We start from the raw sequence: 17,155 nt of genomic DNA, 5'->3' as shown, positions 1-17,155 counted from the left end.
GCCGCCTTCGATCGCGGGGACACCAATAGGACTGAAAGGGCCCGGCTCCACTGGAGCCGGGCCCTTCTCGTTGTCACTTAAGCGGATTCGCGGACGACGATTCTCGTGCCGAGGATCGTCACCAGCGGTCCGGCCTCCTCGCCGCGGATGCGGCCGCACAGGAGGCGGGCCATCTCGCGGCCCATCGTCTCGGTCGGTTGGTGCACGGTGGTGAGCGGCGGTTCGGCCACCTCGGAGAGCGGCGAGTCGTCGAAGCCGACGAGCGCCAGGTCCTCGGGGACGCGGATGCCGCGCTCGCGGGCGACGCGGAGCGTCGCGATCGCGAGCGGGTCGGAGTGCGCGAAGACCGCGTCGAGGTCGCCGGCGGTGTCGAAGAGGTGCCGGGCGGCCTTGATGCCGCTGGCCTCGTCGAATCCTTCGGCGACCGAGACGAGCGACTCCTCGACGGGCAGCCGGTGGCCGCGGAGGCCGTCCCGGTAGCCCGAGAGGCGGTCGACGCCCACGGCCATGTCCTGCGGGCCGGCGATGAGGCCGATCCGCTTGTGGCCCTTCTCGGCCAGGTACTCCACGGCCTGCCGGGCGCCCGAGCGGTTGTCGCAGTCGACGTACGCGATCGGGCGGAATCCGGCGGGCGTGCCGCACAGGACGATGGGGATGCCGGCGTCTTCGAGCCGCTCCGGCAGCGGGTCGCCGGAGTGGCTCGAGACCATCATGACGCCGTCGACGTGCTGCCCGAGGAGGTACGCCTCGAGGTCGGCCCGGCTGCCGTCGCGCGGGGCGAAGGTCAGCATGAGCCGCATGTTCTCCTCGGCCAGCTGCTCGGTGATACCGCGCAGCACGCCGGCGAAGAACGGCTCCGACCACAGCCACTCCTGCGACTCCGTCACGACCAGTGCCACGGTGTCCGTGCGCTGGGTGACGAGGGTCCGGGCCGCCTGGTTGGGGACGTACCCCAGCTCCTTTATCGCGGCCAGGACCGCCGCCCTCGTGTCCTCGGCGACCTTGGGGGAGCCGTTGATGACGCGCGAGACCGTACCCCGGCCCACGCCGGCGTGGCGGGCGACGGTGTCGAGGGTCGGCCGGCCGCCGGAGCGGCGGCGGCGTTCGCTCTTCAAGGGCTCGCCGGGCGCCTCAAGCTGGGTCTCGGTCATCGTGCATCACCTCGGGCAACGGTTTGTGTGGGTCTATTCTGCCTCACGGTTCGCACGGGCCCGCCGCACCAGGTCGCCGTACCAGCGCCCGGAGTCCTTGACCGAGCGCTCGCCGGTCTCGAAGTCGACGTACACCAGTCCGAACCGCTTCGTGTATCCCCAGGCCCACTCGAAGTTGTCGGCCAGGGACCAGGCGAAATAGCCCACCAGGGGGACACCCGCGTCGACGGCGTCGGCGCAGGCCGCCAGGTGGGCGCGAGCGTACTCGAGCCGTTCGGGGTCGTGGATCTCGCCGTCCTCGATCTTGTCGGGGAACGCCGAGCCGTTCTCGGTCACCGCGAGCCGCACCTGCGGGTGGGCCGCGTGCAGCCGGGTGAGGGTCTCGGTCAACCCGCCGGGGTCGATCTCCCAGCCCATGTCGGTCACCGGGAGCCCGGAGGAGACGAACCCGATGTGCTCGTTGGCCGGCCACGCCGATCCGGCGCCCGTGGGAGCGGCGGAAGCCGAGGTCGCGCCCCCGTTACCGGTAACGGTGAAACGGCTGTAGTAGTTCACCGAGAGCACGTCCACGGGAGCGTTGATCGTCTCCATGTCGCCGTCCTCGATGAACGAGAAGTCCGAGATCGCCTTGAAGTCCTCGACGATGTCCTCGGGGTAGGCCCCGCGCAGCGCCGCCTCGGTGAACCAGCGGTTCTGCACGCCGTCGATGCGGCGCGCGGCGTCGAGGTCGACGGGGGTCTCGGTGGCGGCGTGGATCGGGTAGAAGTTCAACCCGACGCTCACGACCGCCTCCGGGTCCGCGGCCTTGATGGCGCGGGCGGCGAGGCCGTGGCCGAGCATGAGGTGGTGCGCGGCGGCGATGGACGCGGCCGGCTCGCGGCGCCCGGGGGCGTGCTCGCCGGAGGCGTAGCCGAGGAACGCGGCGCACCAGGGCTCGTTCACGGTGATCCAGTGCTTGACGCGGTCGCCGAGGGCCGCGTGGGCGATGGACGCGAACCGGCCGAAGCGCTCGGCGGTGGCCCGCTCGGGCCACCCGCCGGCGTCTTCGAGGGCCTGCGGGAGGTCCCAGTGGTAGAGGGTGATCCACGGGGTGATGCCCTCCGCGAGGAGGGCGTCCACGAGGTTGGAGTAGTACGCGAGGCCCGCCTCGTTGACGCGCTCGTCACCGTCGGGGCAGATCCGGGGCCACGACAGCGAGAAGCGGTACGCGCCCAGCCCGAGGGCCTTGATGGTGGCGACGTCCTCGGGGATGCTGCGGTAGGAGTCGATCGCGGTGTCGCCGTTGGAGCCGTCGACGACCCGGCCCGGCTCGTTCACGAACGCGTCCCAGATGGACGGGCCGCGGCCGTCGGCGCCGGTCGACCCTTCGACTTGGTATGAGGAGGTCGCCGCGCCCCAGGTGAACCCGGTTGGGAACCGCGACGCGAGCGTGGCGGTTTCGTTTTCGTTGGTCATTACTTGCCTGAACCTTCCATGATGCCGTGCACGATCTGCCGTCCGAACACTACGAACAGGATCGCGACTGGGATGATCGAGATCAGAGTGCAGGTGAAGACCAGCGACATGTCCGCGGCGAACATGGCGGTCGAGGCCTGCCGGATCGCGAGCTGCACCGTGGGGTTCTCGTCGCTGAGGACCATGAACGGCCAGATGAACTCGTTCCAGTTCAGCATGAAGGTCAGCAGGCCGAGGACGACCATCGCCGGGCGCAGGGCCGGGAGCACGATCCGCCACCAGATCCCGAAGGTCGTGGCGCCGTCGATGCGGGCGGCCTCGATGATCTCGTCGGGCACGGCCTGCTCGCAGTACTGGCGCATGAGGAACATGCCGAAGCCGTTGACCAGGAACGGCAGGATCACGGCCTGCAGCGTGTCGAGCCATTCCAGCTCGACCATGATCATGAACAGCGGCACCATGCCCAGCTGCTGCAGCGGCACCATCATGGAGAACAGCACCGTTCCCATGAGGATCTTCGAGCCGCGGAACTTCAGCTTGGCGAACGCGAACCCGCCGAGCGTCGAGATGAGCACCACGGAGAGCGTGACGGTCCCGGTGACGATGAACGAGTTCCGCAGCCCCAGCAGCAGGTCGGCCTCAGGGTGGGAGAACACCGTCCGGACGTGCTCGCCGAGGTTGCCGCCGGGCAGGAGCGCGGGCGGGAAGCCCGCGGCGTCCGAGGTGCTCCGGGTGGCGATGACGAACATCCAGTACAGCGGGAAGACCGAGAGGATCGCGACGCCGATGAGCCCGATGCGGGTCATCATGGTGGGCGCGAAGACGCCCTCGGATTCGATGCCCTCTTTGCGCTTCTTCTTGCGCGGCGGCTTCGCGGGGCGCTTCGGCGCGCTGGCGGGGACGGTGCTGCGCGGGGCGGTTGCGGTGCTCATTTGTTCCCCTGGATGCGGTTGACGACGAGGAAGTTGAGGGCCGCGACGACCCCGATGACGAGGAACAGCAGCCAGCCGGCGGCCGACGAGATGCCGTAGTTGCCGTGGGTGCGCAGGATGTCGACGATGACCATCGTGGTGGTCTGGAACTGGCCGGTGGAGCCGCCGCCCAGCTGGCCGACGCCGGGCGCGAACATCAGCGGCTCGGCGAAGAGCGTCATGCCGCCGACGGAGGAGACGAAGACGGTGAAGATGAGGATCGGCTTGAGCTGCGGGATCGTGATCTTCCAGAACTGCTGGCGCGGGGAGGCGCCGTCGACCGTGGCGGCCTCGTACAGGTTCTTCGGGATGGTCTGCATGGCGGCCAGGAAGATCAGCGCGTTGTAGCCCATCCAGCGCCAGTCGACCATGGAGGAGATGGCGAACCAGGAGGAGAGCCGGCCGCCCTGCCAGTTGACCCCTTCGAGGCCGATGAGCTCCAGGGCCCCGTTGACCATGCCGTACTCGTTGCCCCAGATGCGGGCGAAGATGACGCCGACGGCGATCACGGAGGTGACGATCGGGGCGAGGATGAGCATGCGCCAGAGCAGGGGCCGGCGCAGGCGCTTGTTCAGCGCGTTGGCGACCATCATGGCGCACACGATCTGCGGCACCGTGGCGATGACGAACATGCCCAGGGTGTTGACGATCGACCAGTTGAACCGGTCGTACGTGGTGAGCAGGAACGTGTAGTTGTCGAGCCCGACGAACGTGCGGGTGGGGTTGCCCATCTTCCACTCGTGCAAGGACGCGTACAGCGTGTAGCCCATGGGGAAGACGCCGAAGAGCGCGAAGAGGATGAAGTAGGGGGAGACCAGCGCGTACGGCATCGCTTTGACGTCGAGGCGGGTCAACCGCTCGCGCAAGGTCAGGCGCGGTGCGGTGTTCTGGGTGGTCATGAAGGCCTTCCTTGCCGAGTTGCGGCTCGCGAGCGCCGCCGGGGGGACGGTCGCGGCGACGCCTGCCGAGCTGGTCGCGGTCCCGGCGGTGGTCTCCTGCGTGTGCCGGTCGCAGAGGCGGGGACGGTGCGTTTCGGGGAGCCGGCCCGCCGCGGGTTGGGGCGCGGCGGGCCGACATGGTGCCGCCTGGAGGGACCGGGTCCTGGGGGGTTGCGCCGAACGGATGCTGGGAGGCGTTCGGCGCCGGTCCCTCACTGGCGGCACTGGATCCGGGGCGTTTGCGGGCCGCGGCTCGAGAGCCGCGACCCGGGACGGGTCCGGACCTTTGGTCCGGCCCGGCGGAGGCAGGTTCCACCGGGCCGGACCGCCGGGGTTACAGGCCGGCGCCGGCCAGTTCGACGGCGTCTTCAGCGGCGGTCTTGATCGCGTCGCGGGCGTCGGCGAGCGGGATGGACCCGTCGACGATGCCGTTGATGGTCGTCTCGACCGCGCCCTTCACCGGCGGGTGGAAGAACGAGTACTCGAGGGCCGGGAACGACTGGATCGAAGCGGAGAGGATCGCGCCGACCGGGGCCTCGTTGAAGTACGCGCTGGTCTTGTCGGCCACTCGCGGGTCCGCCTGGGCGGCGGGCGAGGACGGGAAGTTGCCGACGGCTTCGTAGACGAGGATCTGCTGCTCGGGCTGGGTCAGCCAGTCAGCGAGGGCGGCGGCCTCCTCGGGGTGCGGGCCCGCGGCGGGAACGGCCAGGAACGAGCCGCCCCAGTTGCCGGCCACGCCGGGCGCGGCGGCCATGTCCCACTTGCCGGCGTTGTCCGGGCCGGAGGTGGGCTCGATGACGGCGGTCGCCATCCAACCCGGGCACGGCATGACGGCGAAACCGCCGCTGGCCATGGCCGCGTTCCACTCCTCGCCCCATGACGGGAAGTTGCCGACGGCGCCCATCTCGGTGAGCTCGAGGATGATGTCGAGCGATTCGGTCGCGGCGGCGGAGTCGAGGGTGAGGTTGCCGTCGTTGTCGACGTACATCTCGCCGTCGCCGGTGCCGGCGAACTGGCTCAGCATGGCGTTCTGCAGCTGGGTGCCGTTGTCGACGAAGGCGGTGCCGGTCTCGGCGTCGACGTACTGCTGGGCGAGGGCCTTGAAGCCGTCCCAGTCGGACCAGGCCGCGGCGACTTCCTCGCGGTCGGTCGGGAGGCCGGCCGCCGCGAACAGGTCGGAGCGGTAGCACATGGCCATGCCGCCGATGTCGGTGCCGAGGCCCACGAGCTTGTCCTCGGGGGTGTGCCCGAGGTTCCAGGTGTTCTCGGTGTAGTCGGCCGAGCGGCTCTCGTACGCGCTCAGGTCGTACCAGAGGTCGCCGTTCTGGAAGAGCTGCGGCGTGGCCTGCTCGTCCATGGCGACGACGTCGCCGAAGCCGGAGCCGGCGTCGAGCGCGGTCTCGAGGGCGGGACGGTACTCGGCGTCGAAGCCGACACCGTCGCCTTCGAAGACGACGTCGATGTTCGGGTTGGCCTCTTCGTACATGGCCTCGAAGCCGGCTTGGACGTAGCCGAAGGTGTTGAAGGTGGAGACGGTCAGCTTGATCTTGCCGTCTTCGCCGGTCGAGTCGTCGCCGCCGTCACCGTCGCCGCTGCACGCGGATGTGACCGCGAGTGCGCCTGCGGCGAAGGCCGCGAGGGCGATCCTGCCGTTCTTGCGATTGAGGAAATGCATCTTTGCTGGTTCCTTCCGGGCGCCTCGGCGGCGCTTTGTGTTTCCAGAGGGGTTTTGAGGGACTGGACTTGCCTTGGCGCCCGCGGCGGCGGGGGGTGCGGGCCGCCGTGGGTGCACGGCGGCCCGCGGCTGAACCGCCGAGGCGATCGCCCTTGGGAGCGATACCAGGATCGTACGGGAGCGTGTTCCACAGCGCAAGTCCGGGTGTGAGGGTCGTTACTCGGTTGTTACAGCGCCGCCCACGGCTCGGAAATCGAAGGTCGCAGATCTATAACTGTGCAGTCGACAAAACGGGCCTCTGAACTGGAAAAATGTTTGCCAACGGGCGACGTATGCGCCGGTCGGGGTAGAAATTTAGAGATGTCAATGTATTGACATTTAGGCCTGCTGGTTGGCAGCATGACTTGGGAGCGCTTCCGCAAATCGGTCCGATTCGTTCCACTCGTGCGGTTCGAAGGGGGCCATCCCGGCATGAGCGCTCCCACGAAAACGGACACACCACCCACAGGAGTAGCCAAAATGGATCTCGACAACCTGGCCCCGCCGCGGCGCGCCAAGCGCCGATGGCGCCGCGCGGCTGCGGTGACGCTGCCGGTCGCCCTCGTGGGCGCCCTCGCGGTAGTGGCCGCCCCTCAGGCCTTCGCCAACCCCACCTGCGGTGGTTTCGAATACAAAGTCGTCTCCACCTGGGGCGGCGGCTTCCAGGCCAACGTGAGCCTGACCGGCGGCACCGCCGGGCTCAACGGCTGGGACCTCGAATGGCAGTTCCCCGCCGGGACCTCGGTCGCCAACGCGTGGAACGTCGACTGGAGCCAGAGCGGCTCCACCTTCAGGGGCGGCGACGTGGGCTGGAACGGCACCGTCGCGTCCGGTCAGAAGCGGGAGGTGTTCGGCTTCATCGGCTCCGGTGCGGCCACCGCCCCCACCGGCGTCAAGGTCAACGGTGAGACCTGCGGCAGCGTCACCCCGGTCGAACCCGAGCTCGAGGTCTCCCGCACCAACGTCGTGATCGACGCCGGCGCCACCGCCTCGATCGACGTCGGCTTCTCCGCCGCCACCACCTCGGCCGCGACCGTGACCACCGCGCGCACCTCCGGCTCGACCGCCATCTCGGTCGCCTCCGGCGGCACGCTCAGCTTCGCGTCCGGCGCGACGGCGACCAAGCCGGTCACCTTCAGCGCCACCGCGAACGCGGCCCCGGGCGACTCGGCGACCTTCACGGTCTCCGCCCCCGGCTTCGACCCGATCCAGGTGGTCGTCACGATCGCCGACCTCGGCGAGGTCACGGAGAACGAAGAGCGCTTCCTCGCGATGTACGACCAGCTCGCGGGCGCGGACTCCCCGTACCTGCACGAGACGGGCGTCCCCTACCACTCGGTGGAGGAGCTCATCGTCGAAGCGCCCGACTACGGGCACGAGACCACCTCGGAGGCCCTGAGCTACCAGATGTGGCTCGAGGCGGCCTACGGCCAGGTCACGGGCGACTGGTCCGGTTACAACCAGGCCTGGGAGACCACCGAGGCCTACGCGATCCCGGACCTCAACCCGACCAACTACAACCCGAGCTCGCCGGCCTCGTACGCGCCGGAGTCGGACGACATCACCGACTACCCGACGCAGCTGAACTTCAACGCGCCCGTGGGCGACGACCCGCTCGGCGCCGAGCTGCGGAACACGTACGGCAACAACCAGGTGTACGGGATGCACTGGATCCTGGACGTCGACAACGCCTACGGGTTCGGCGAGTGCGGCGACGGGACCACCGAGCCCGCGTACATGAACACCTTCCAGCGCGGCTCTTCGGAGTCGACGTGGGAGACCATCGCTCACCCGTCGTGCGAGACCTTCGACTTCGGCGGTGAGAACGGCTTCCTCGACCTGTTCGTGGGCGACTCGGCCTACTCCCAGCAGGAGCGCTACACCGCGGCCCCCGACGCCGACGCGCGCGCCGTCCAGGTCGCGTGGATGGCCCAGCAGTGGGCCACCGAGCAGGGTGCCCAGTCCCAGATCTCCGGATCGCTGGACAACGCCTCGAAGATGGGCGACTTCCTGCGGTACGCGATGGCGGACAAGTACTTCAAGCAGATCGCGGGCGACTGCATCGGGATCAGCACCTGCCCCGACGGCAGCGGCAAGAGCTCGTTCCACTACCTGATGAGCTGGTACTACTCATGGGGCGCCGGCATGAACGGCGACTGGTCGTTCCGCATCGGCGGCTCGGGTGTCCACCAGGGCTACCAGAACCTCATGGCCGCTTACGCCCTCTCCGAGGGCGGCCTGGCCCCCGACTCGCCCACTGCGGACGACGACTGGGCCAAGAGCCTCGACGCTCAGCTGGACTTCCTGGAGTGGCTCCAGGTCCCGGCCGGGTCCGAGGGCGCCGGCGCCATCGCGGGCGGCGGTACGAACAACTGGGGCGGCAACTACGGCAACCCGACGACCAACGCCGAGCACGCCGGCCTGTACTACGACGAGCAGCCCGTGTGGCACGACCCGCCGTCGAACCGCTGGTTCGGCTTCCAGGTCTGGGGCATGGACCGCGTGGCGCAGTACTGCCACGAGACCGGTGACGCCCGTGCCTGCGACATGCTCGACGAGTGGGTCGCCTGGGCGCTCTCGGTGTCCGACATCAGCGCCACCGACTACAGCCTGCCGGGCGACCTCGAGTGGAACGGCGAGCCCGGGGCGGGCCTGTCCGCTTCGGTGATCAACATGTCGAAGGACCCGGGTGTGGCCGGCGCGTTCGCGAAGATCCTGTCGTACCACGCCGCCGCCAGCGGCGACACGGCCTCGCAGACCGCGGCGTCGAACCTGCTCGACAGCCTCTGGGCGATCAACGACGGCATCGGCGTCACGCAGACCGAGGGCCGGGCGGACTACTGCCGCTTCGGCGACGAGGTCTACATCCCCGAGGGCTGGACGGGCACCATGCCGAACGGCGACGTGCTGGAGAACGGGGTCACGTTCATCGAGACCCGCTCCTTCATGAAGGAGTTCGACGGCTGGGACCAGGTCCAGGCGTACATCGACGGTGGTTGCACCGGCCCCGCGCCGGAGTTCGACTACCACCGCTACTGGCACCAGGTCGAGGTGGCGACGGCGTTCCAGACCTACGCCGCGCTCTTCGAGTAGCAAGGAAGTGCGGCCTCGGCCGCACGAGTCCATGGCTCGCAAGCTCCGCCGAGGCGGCTCGTGAGCCGTAGTGAGCGGCGCCCGGTGACCAAACCGGGCGCCGCAACCACCAATACGCAGTGAACGGCGCGATCGGTTGCATGGCATCCGATCGCGCCGTCGTGTTCGTCTCGTCTGCGCCGCTTCGTCTTCGGTGCGGTCCGCTGCTGAGCACACAGGTCGGGTCCGCCGGACGGGGATCGCTGGGCCCACCGGGCCCGACCTCTATGCTCAGCGCTTGCTGGCCCCCACCGCCAGAGCGCTGAATGGAGTTGTGGCAGTCCGAATCCAGGGCATTCAACCGACGTCGATGTCGAGGTCCTGCGCGGCGTCCCAGAAGCTCTCGGAGACGGGACGGGTGCTGGCGATGCCGGCCATGACGGGGACGCCGCCGGGGAGGTAGGTGGAGGCGATGGTGGTGTAGTCGACGCCGTCGTCGGCGTGGGCCACGGTGATGGTGCCGCCGGCGCGGATGAGCCGCAGCCAGATCTCGTCCGATTCGGTGTCTACAGGAGACAGCGACCAGTTGGTGTGCTCGCGGGTGGTCACCGTCGAGACGAGGTGTTGGCCCCCAAGGTATTCGGCTCCGGTCTTGATCCAGTTGGACTCGTCGACGCGGATGGTGAGGGAGGCTTCGGCGTGCTGGTGGCGGTGCTCGGGGCGGAAGCGCATGGCGATCTCGCCGTCGCCTTCGAGCTCGAGTCCGTAGATGTAGACGTGCTCGCGCAGGAGCTCGGCGCCCGCGCTTCGGGTGAAGGTGGTCTTGATCTCGAAGTAGGGAGTGATCAATCCACCGTCAACCGTCCATTGTACTTCTTCTGAAGGAGACTGCATAATCCTATGATGCCACACGTGATCGGGGCGTTTTCGGGCAAAACGGACGTGGTAACCCAAAGTTAATCCAGTCTTCGAGTCCGTCACATTCTTGAAATCCCAGCTCAACCAGGATATGCAGCCCAGAGTGCGGCTTCCGTTACGCTCCTTGGAGAGCGCCGGTCCGCCGCACCGGCCTTGCGCCGGAACGCTTGTCGCCCAACCGGGAGCGTCTTCGCGAGTCTTGCACCGGCTCTGCGCGCGCTTTTCGGGCGATGCGCCCCAGGGTACCTCCAAGGCGCGAGAATGCAAATGCGAAAACGGAAGGGGCATTCGTGTTGCATGTGATCCGGAATGGCTCGCGAGTTCGCACCCGTTCGCATCCGCGCCAGGCGGACTAGAGTGCCGAGTGCTCATACCCGTGTCCTCGCGGCCCGCTCGACCGTTAACCCGTTAGAGAGGCGTACGAAGTGCACGGAAGCGAAGGCGAATGAGGAGATAGCGTGAGCATGCAGCATTCAGCGAGGCAGGCGCCGCACGACACCGACGCGCCGGAGCCGGGCCGCGGCCTCCCGCGCCAGGAGCGCAACGCACCGCCCCGCCGCTCGCGCCACACCGCCGAGGCCGCCCCGGCCGCGACCGACCCGGCCTCGATGGTGGTGCCGATCCCCGCCCGCTCGCGCCGCTCCCGGCGCGAGGAGCCCTCGAAGCTCTTCTCGCTGGAGGAGCCGCCGCCGCTGGACGCGCCCCAGGGGATCACCGAGATCATGGGCTGGTCGCTCGCCGCCGCCATGTGGCGCGACCACCTGCCCGAGCAGCTGCTCGGCATCGACTGCGCCTCCTGCAACCAGGCCTGGCCGTGCGACACGTGGAGGATCGCGGACGACCTCCTCACCGAGTGCTGCGAAGCCGCCGGCGCGGCCGCCAAGGCCCGCTAGGACCCGCTCGACCCCACACCTCCGAAAGTTGAGTCGACCCGACTCAACTTTCGTGCGTTTCATCACAATTCCCGTGATCCACTTGACAGTGGATGCCTGCCGTTCGAACATTGAGTCTATCCGGCTCAACTTGGTTCGGGGTTCCCGCCCGGCCGCTTGAGACAGAGACTCGTCTCCGATCCCGGAGACATCTGTTCGGCTACGTCAGGAGATCAACATGGCACGTGCGGTCGGTATCGACCTCGGCACGACGAACTCCGTGGTCAGCGTCCTCGAAGGCGGGGAAGCCACGGTCATCACCAATGCTGAGGGGGCCAGGACCACCCCGTCCATCGTCGCGTTCGCGAAGAACGGCGAAGTGCTCGTGGGCGAGGTCGCCAAGCGCCAGGCGGTCACGAACCCGGACCGCACCATCCGCTCGGTCAAGCGCTACATGGGCACCGACTGGACCGTCGACATCGACGGCAAGTCGTACACCGCGCAGGAGATCAGCGCGCGCATCCTCATGAAGCTCAAGCGCGACGCCGAGGCCTACCTGGGCGAGAACGTGACCGACGCGGTCGTCACCGTGCCGGCCTACTTCTCGGACGCCCAGCGCACCGCCACCAAGGAGGCGGGCGAGATCGCGGGCCTCAACGTCCTGCGCGTCATCAACGAGCCCACCTCCGCGGCCCTCTCTTACGGCCTGGACAAGGGCGAGGAAGAGCAGACGATCCTCGTCTTCGACCTCGGCGGCGGCACCTTCGACGTGTCCCTGCTCGAGATCGCCGACGGCGTCATCCAGGTCAAGGCCACCTCCGGTGACAACCACCTCGGCGGCGACGACTGGGACGACCGGGTCATCCAGCACCTGGTCAAGACCTTCAACGGCCAGTACGGCGTGGACCTGTCCAAGGACAAGATGGCCATGCAGCGCCTCAAGGAGGCCGCCGAGAAGGCCAAGATCGAGCTCTCCAGCGCCACCAACACCTCGATCAACCTGCCGTACATCACCGCGGGCCCCGACGGGCCGCTGCACCTGGACGTCTCGCTCTCGCGCGCCGAGTTCGAGCAGATGACCTCCGACCTCCTCGACCGCTGCAAGAAGCCGTTCGAGCAGGCCGTCAAGGACGCCGGGATCAACGTCTCCGAGATCGACCACGTCCTCCTCGTGGGCGGTTCGACCCGCATGCCGGCCGTCTCCGACCTGGTCAAGCGCCTCATCGGCCGCGACGCGCACAAGGGCGTCAACCCTGACGAGGTCGTCGCCATCGGCGCGACCCTCCAGGCCGGCGTCCTCAAGGGCGAGGTCAAGGACGTGCTGCTCCTCGACGTCACGCCGCTGAGCCTCGGCATCGAGACCAAGGGCGGGATCTTCACCAAGCTCATCGAGCGCAACACCACGATCCCGACCAAGCGCTCGGAGGTCTTCACGACCGCCGACGACAACCAGCCCTCGGTGCTCATCCAGGTGTTCCAGGGCGAGCGCGAGATCGCGGCCTACAACAAGAAGCTCGGCACCTTCGAGCTCACCGGCCTGCCGCCGGCGCCGCGCGGCGTCCCGCAGGTCGAGGTCACCTTCGACATCGACGCGAACGGCATCGTGAACGTCTCCGCGAAGGACTCCGCGACCGGCAAGGCCCAGTCGATGACCATCTCGGGCGGTTCCAGCCTGGCCCAGGACGACATCCAGCGGATGATGGCCGAGGCCCAGGAGCACGCCGAGGAGGACCGGCAGCGCAAGGAGGAGGCCGAGGCCCGCAACATGGGCGAGTCGCTGGTCTACCAGACCGAGAAGCTGCTGGCCGAGAACGGGGACAAGATCCCCGAGGACCTCAAGGGCCGCATCAACGAGGCCACCGGCTCCCTCAAGGGCGTCTTGGGCGGCAGCGACATCGAGGCGATCAAGACCGCCACCGAGGAGCTCTCCAAGGTCAGCCAGGAGGCCGGGCAGGCCATGTACGCGGCCGCTCAGGCCGAGCAGGGCACCCAGCCCTCCGCCGCGCCGAACGCGGACGCCCCTGACTCCGAGACGATCGTCGACGCCGAGATCGTCGACGACGACAAGGACCAGAAGTGACGGACGAGGGCAACAAGGACGCCGACGACGAGCGCCCGGACGGCTCCGGCGCGGAGCCCGAGGACGCCGAGTCCGAGCTGACCGTCGACGACATCCTGGCGGCGGCTTCGGACGACGGCCAGGCCGCAGACGACGCGGTGGCCGTCCTCCAGTCCACGGTCGAGGAGCGCACGCGGGACCTGCAGCGGGTCACCGCCGAGTTCCAGAACTACCGCAAGCGCGTCGAGCGGGACAAGGCCCGCTCCGGCGAGCTGGCGACGGCCGCGGTGCTGCAGAGCCTGCTGCCGGTGCTCGACGACATGGACCGGGCGCGGGACCACGGGGACCTCAACGGCCCCTTCGGTTCCGTGGCCGATCAGCTGGTCAACGCGCTCGCCAAGCACGGCCTGGAGTCCTTCGGGACCAAGGGCGACGCGTTCGACCCGCAGATCCACGAGGCCGTGGCGCACATGCAGATGCCGGGGGTCGACGGACCGACCTGCATCGACGTGATGCGCTCGGGCTACCGCCTCGGCGACAAGCTCCTGCGCCCCGCCCTGGTGGCGGTCGCGGAGCCGAGCGACGACGCCGAACCCGCAGCGGCCGAAGCGGAGCCGGAGACCATCGAGGCCGAGGCCGACGTGGTGGAGGCGGAAGCGGACGAAACCGCGGGCGACGAGCCCGAGGCGTCCGCCGATGAGGCCGCGGAGACCGCCGCGGCCGAGCCGTCCGGCGGCGACGAGGCCGCGGGCAAGACCAAGAAGAAGAAAGACAAGGGCGACAAGGACTCCTGAAGTCCCGGCCCGATCGATAAGCAAGTAGAGGAGGCGTCCGGTGGCATCGCAGGAATGGCTTGAGAAGGACTTCTACGCCATACTCGGCGTGCCGCAGGACGCCTCCAAAAAGGACATCGAGCGGGCGTACCGCAAGCTCGCGCGCGAGCTGCACCCCGACCACAACCCCGACCCGTCCGCCGAGGAGCGCTTCAAGGGCATCTCGGAGGCCTACTCGGTGCTCCACGACGACAAGGCGCGCAAGGAGTACGACCAGATCCAGTTGATGAAGTCCGGCAGAGGCGGCTTCGGCGGCATGCCGGGCGGCGCCGGGGGCGTCAACCTGGAGGACCTGTTCGGCAACACGGGCGGCTCGGGCGGGTTTACGGACCTGTTCGGGGACCTGTTCCGCGGCGGCGGCAGCGGCGGCGCGCACCGGCGCCGCAGCGGCGCCCAGCGCGGCAACGACCTGCGCACCCACATCACCCTCGACTTCGCCGACGCGGTGAAGGGCACCACGACCGAGCTGCGGATGCGCGCGCCGGGCGAGTGCGACACCTGCCACGGCTCGGGCGCGAGGCCCGGTTCGGCCCCGAGCACCTGCTCCCGCTGCAACGGCAGGGGCCTGATCACGGAGAACCAGGGCGCGTTCAGCTTCGCGCAGCCCTGCCCCGACTGCGAGGGCACGGGCACCGTGGTCACCGACCCGTGCGCCGACTGCGGCGGCACGGGCGCCACGACGCAGGACCGCATCATCACCGTGCGCGTCCCGGTGGGCATCGGCGACGGCCAGTCGATCCGGCTGGCGGGCCGCGGCGCCCCCGGCGAACGCGGCGGGCCCGCGGGCGACCTGCTCGTGAAGGTGGCCGTGCGGACGCACCCGCTGTTCGCGCGCGACGGCGACAACGTGACCGTGCGACTGCCGGTCTCCTTCCCCGAAGCCGCGATGGGCGCGAAGGTGAAGGTGCCGACCCTGGACGGTCCGGTGACGCTGAGGATTCCGGAGGGCACGCCGACCGGTCGGGTGCTGCGCGTCAAGGGCCGCGGCGTGCCGGGCAAGGGCGACCTGCTGGTCACCGTGGACGTCGAAGTGCCGCATGCGCTTTCGCCCGAGGCCCGCGAAGCCCTGGAGAAGTACGCGGCCGCCGCCCCGCCGGCCGACCGCTCGAAGCTGGAAGAGCTGACGGGCCAGTGATCATCCTGCCGCGGAAGGCGAACCGGGACCCGGCGCGAGAGCGCCGGGAGTCTCGGGATGCCGTTCGCGCGGCGCACCCCGGGACGGTCGCCCCTGCGCGGGAAGTGCACCAGCGCCGCGAGGCGGATGCCGACGAAGCGACGACGGCAGCGCCGACAGCGAACCGCGACACGGCACGCGCGAGCGGCGTGCTCCGCGCCGCCGCCTGGGCCGTGCGCCTCTCGGCGGTCGCTCCTGCGCCGAAGGCGGGCGACCGCGCGACGCAACATGCGAACCGCGACGCCGCGCCGCGGCGCCACGCGCTTCGAGGCGCCGCTCGGGGGGTACGCCCCCCAGTGGGTGTTCCTACGCCGGCGGCGGGCGACCACACGGCACCGTCTGCAGCCGAAGAGCCGTCGGCCCGGAACGCGAACCGCGACCCGGCGCGAGAGCGCCGCGTCGCCACACGGCTCGGCCGCCCGGCGGCGGTCCTTCCCGGCTCGCCGCCGAACGGCCCGATGCGGGAAGCGAGGGCGCGACGATGAAGGTGCCAGGAGTCCAGCGAGTGCGGGATCGTTTCGCCCGCGCACCGCACGAGGAAGTCGAGAGCCGGGAGCCCGTGCGCTTCCGCGTCGCGCGGGCGGTCGGCACGGCCGCGAGTGCGATCCCCGAGTCCCGCGCCGTCAAGATGGGGGCCGCCGTGGCCACCATCGTCGCGGCGCACCCCAACATCGTGCGCGCCGGGCTCACCGCCGCCAGCGCCGTCCCGGTGCTGCGCCCGTACCTGAAGGTCGCGGTCGCCGCGACGAGCGCCATCGCGGTGGCGCGGCGCCTCGCGGAGGCGAGGTCCGCGGCGACGGACGTCGTCTCGACGCTGCGCGGCCGCCCCGGTGCGACCACGATCAACTACGCGGGCAACGAGTTCGGCCTCGGCACAGCGGCAGAGCGCATCGTCGAAGACGACGGCGGCGCCGCACCGGCGGCGAGCCCGGCCGCGCTTGCCGTCCCGGCGGCCGTCACCGCCGTCCCGGCGGCACCGGCGCCCGCTCCGGCGCAGGAAGCGAATCCGGCGGCCGAGACCGGCAGGTACGCGAACCCGGCCGCGTACCGCACCCGGTCCGCGAATCCGGCGGCCGACGCCGGTCGCTACGCCAACCCGGCCGCCGTCCGCGCCCGCTCCGCGAGCCCGGCGTCCGTTCCCGCCCAGGCGGCGAGCGGTACCGGCGCCCCTGCGACCGACCCGTCCGCGAGCCCGGCGTCCGTTCCCGTGCAGAGCGGCAGCGCCGAATCCGATCGGGCGGAAGAAGTCGACCGCCCGTCGTTGTTGCAACGGATGCACCGGCGTGCGCCGCGTGCGTCCCGCGGCGCCGACACGGCGACCAATGAGCGAGGGAGGGAACCGTGACCGCCTCGAACCGCACCGGCGGCCCTGACGATCGCACTGCCGGCCGTCCCGCCGACATGAGCGCCCGCCACCAGGTGCGCATCGAGATCGCCTACCACCAGCGCCTCCCCGGGGGCGGCGCCGACGAGATCGACTACGACGCCAAGATCCTCGCGATCTCGGCCGCCGCGGAGATGGCCGGGATGCACCCGCAGACCCTCCGCCAGTACGACCGCCTCGGACTCGTCGAGCCCGCCCGCACGCCCGGCGGCGGCCGCCGGTACTCCGTGCGCGACGTGACGCGCCTGCGGGAGATCCAGCGCCTGTCCCAGGACGACGGCGTGAACCTCGCCGGCATCAAGCGGATCATGGACCTCGAGCGCGAGGTCCAGGCCGTGCGCGCCGAGGCCGGCGCCGCCCTCGAGGAGCTCGCGCGCGAACTCCAGCGCACCCGCGCGCAGCTGGCGGACCTGCAGGCGATGGCCGGGCCGTTCGGCCGCTCCACTGACATCGTCTTGTGGCGGGGCGAACAACGGTGACCGCCTGCCTTCCGTCCCGTTAAGATCGGCCCCATGCGACGAAGAAGACGACGCTCGGTCGTGGCCCGCAAGCCGCGCCGCAGCCGACATCGAAGTCCCCGGCCCGGCGCGGGCGATCCGCTCCGGGCTGCGGCA

The 17,155-nt window shown here is 69.8% G+C and carries 13 protein-coding genes; 7 read left to right on the top strand and 6 right to left on the bottom strand.

Going from position 1 to position 17,155, the window contains the following annotated elements; translation table 11 throughout:
• Nucleotides 1-77: 77 nt before the first annotated feature.
• From QWI33_RS13520 to QWI33_RS13500, 5 genes are all read right to left on the bottom strand, one after another.
• Nucleotides 78-1,151 (bottom strand): LacI family DNA-binding transcriptional regulator, encoded by a 1,074-nt coding sequence (locus QWI33_RS13520; protein WP_270115458.1) that lies wholly within the window; start codon nt 1,149-1,151, stop codon nt 78-80.
• Nucleotides 1,152-1,184: 33 nt separating this feature from the next.
• Entirely contained in the window at nt 1,185-2,606 is a 1,422-nt protein-coding gene (locus QWI33_RS13515) for a GH1 family beta-glucosidase (RefSeq protein WP_289957666.1), read from the bottom strand.
• A complete protein-coding gene (locus QWI33_RS13510) occupies nt 2,606-3,538 on the bottom strand; it encodes a carbohydrate ABC transporter permease (protein WP_289957665.1) in 933 nt (310 codons plus the stop codon). Before QWI33_RS13510 ends, QWI33_RS13515 begins: the two co-directional genes overlap by 1 nt.
• Nucleotides 3,535-4,476 carry a carbohydrate ABC transporter permease gene (locus tag QWI33_RS13505; RefSeq protein ID WP_289957664.1) on the bottom strand — a complete coding sequence of 314 codons (942 nt, stop codon included), beginning with the start codon at nt 4,474-4,476 and terminating at the stop codon, nt 3,535-3,537. Before QWI33_RS13505 ends, QWI33_RS13510 begins: the two co-directional genes overlap by 4 nt.
• 373 nt (nt 4,477-4,849) lie before the next feature.
• A complete protein-coding gene (locus tag QWI33_RS13500) occupies nt 4,850-6,190 on the bottom strand; it encodes an extracellular solute-binding protein (protein WP_289957663.1) in 1,341 nt (446 codons plus the stop codon).
• 519 nt (nt 6,191-6,709) lie between these two features.
• Here QWI33_RS13500 and QWI33_RS13495 point away from each other — a divergent pair.
• On the top strand, nt 6,710-9,322 hold the full coding sequence (locus QWI33_RS13495; protein ID WP_289957662.1) for a glycoside hydrolase family 48 protein: 2,613 nt from the start codon (nt 6,710-6,712) through the stop codon (nt 9,320-9,322).
• 336 nt (nt 9,323-9,658) lie between these two features.
• On the opposite strand, the gene QWI33_RS13490 is transcribed toward QWI33_RS13495, so the two are convergent.
• Nucleotides 9,659-10,150, bottom strand: coding sequence for a DUF1349 domain-containing protein (locus tag QWI33_RS13490; RefSeq protein ID WP_289957661.1), 492 nt, complete (start codon nt 10,148-10,150; stop codon nt 9,659-9,661).
• A 527-nt stretch (nt 10,151-10,677) separates the two neighbouring features.
• Here QWI33_RS13490 and QWI33_RS13485 point away from each other — a divergent pair.
• From QWI33_RS13485 to QWI33_RS13460, 6 genes are all read left to right on the top strand, one after another.
• Nucleotides 10,678-11,112, top strand: coding sequence for a hypothetical protein (locus tag QWI33_RS13485; protein ID WP_289957660.1), 435 nt, complete (start codon nt 10,678-10,680; stop codon nt 11,110-11,112).
• 217 nt (nt 11,113-11,329) lie between these two features.
• Nucleotides 11,330-13,171, top strand: coding sequence for a molecular chaperone DnaK (gene dnaK / locus QWI33_RS13480; RefSeq protein ID WP_289957659.1), 1,842 nt, complete (start codon nt 11,330-11,332; stop codon nt 13,169-13,171).
• Nucleotides 13,168-13,944: a nucleotide exchange factor GrpE gene (gene grpE, locus QWI33_RS13475; protein ID WP_289957658.1), complete on the top strand. Its 777-nt coding sequence runs from the start codon at nt 13,168-13,170 to the stop codon at nt 13,942-13,944. The genes dnaK and grpE overlap by 4 nt, the downstream gene beginning before the upstream one ends.
• Before the next feature lie 40 nt (nt 13,945-13,984).
• Nucleotides 13,985-15,118: a molecular chaperone DnaJ gene (gene dnaJ, locus QWI33_RS13470; RefSeq protein WP_289957657.1), complete on the top strand. Its 1,134-nt coding sequence runs from the start codon at nt 13,985-13,987 to the stop codon at nt 15,116-15,118.
• Between the two features lie 544 nt (nt 15,119-15,662).
• Nucleotides 15,663-16,502, top strand: a complete 840-nt coding sequence (locus QWI33_RS13465) for a hypothetical protein (RefSeq protein ID WP_289957656.1) — start codon at nt 15,663-15,665, stop codon at nt 16,500-16,502.
• 56 nt (nt 16,503-16,558) lie between these two features.
• Complete coding sequence (locus QWI33_RS13460) at nt 16,559-17,020, top strand: heat shock protein transcriptional repressor HspR (protein WP_353895468.1); 462 nt, start codon at nt 16,559-16,561, stop codon at nt 17,018-17,020.
• The last annotated feature ends 135 nt before the right edge of the window (nt 17,021-17,155 follow it).

This window comes from Glycomyces tritici, from assembly GCF_030403505.1.
Note: the sequence above shows the minus strand (reverse complement) of the source record. Positions and strands in the feature narration are given on the sequence as shown.

What these genes read in the sequence shown, in the direction of transcription:
- QWI33_RS13500 (WP_289957663.1), bottom strand. Translation starts at nt 6,190, where the DNA reads ATGCATTTCCTCAATCGCAAGAACGGCAGGATCGCCCTCGCGGCCTTC.
- QWI33_RS13460 (WP_353895468.1), top strand. Translation starts at nt 16,559, where the DNA reads ATGAGCGCCCGCCACCAGGTGCGCATCGAGATCGCCTACCACCAGCGC.
- QWI33_RS13515 (WP_289957666.1), bottom strand. Translation starts at nt 2,606, where the DNA reads ATGACCAACGAAAACGAAACCGCCACGCTCGCGTCGCGGTTCCCAACC.
- QWI33_RS13495 (WP_289957662.1), top strand. Translation starts at nt 6,710, where the DNA reads ATGGATCTCGACAACCTGGCCCCGCCGCGGCGCGCCAAGCGCCGATGG.
- QWI33_RS13505 (WP_289957664.1), bottom strand. Translation starts at nt 4,476, where the DNA reads ATGACCACCCAGAACACCGCACCGCGCCTGACCTTGCGCGAGCGGTTG.
- QWI33_RS13510 (WP_289957665.1), bottom strand. Translation starts at nt 3,538, where the DNA reads ATGAGCACCGCAACCGCCCCGCGCAGCACCGTCCCCGCCAGCGCGCCG.
- dnaK (WP_289957659.1), top strand. Translation starts at nt 11,330, where the DNA reads ATGGCACGTGCGGTCGGTATCGACCTCGGCACGACGAACTCCGTGGTC.
- QWI33_RS13520 (WP_270115458.1), bottom strand. Translation starts at nt 1,151, where the DNA reads ATGACCGAGACCCAGCTTGAGGCGCCCGGCGAGCCCTTGAAGAGCGAA.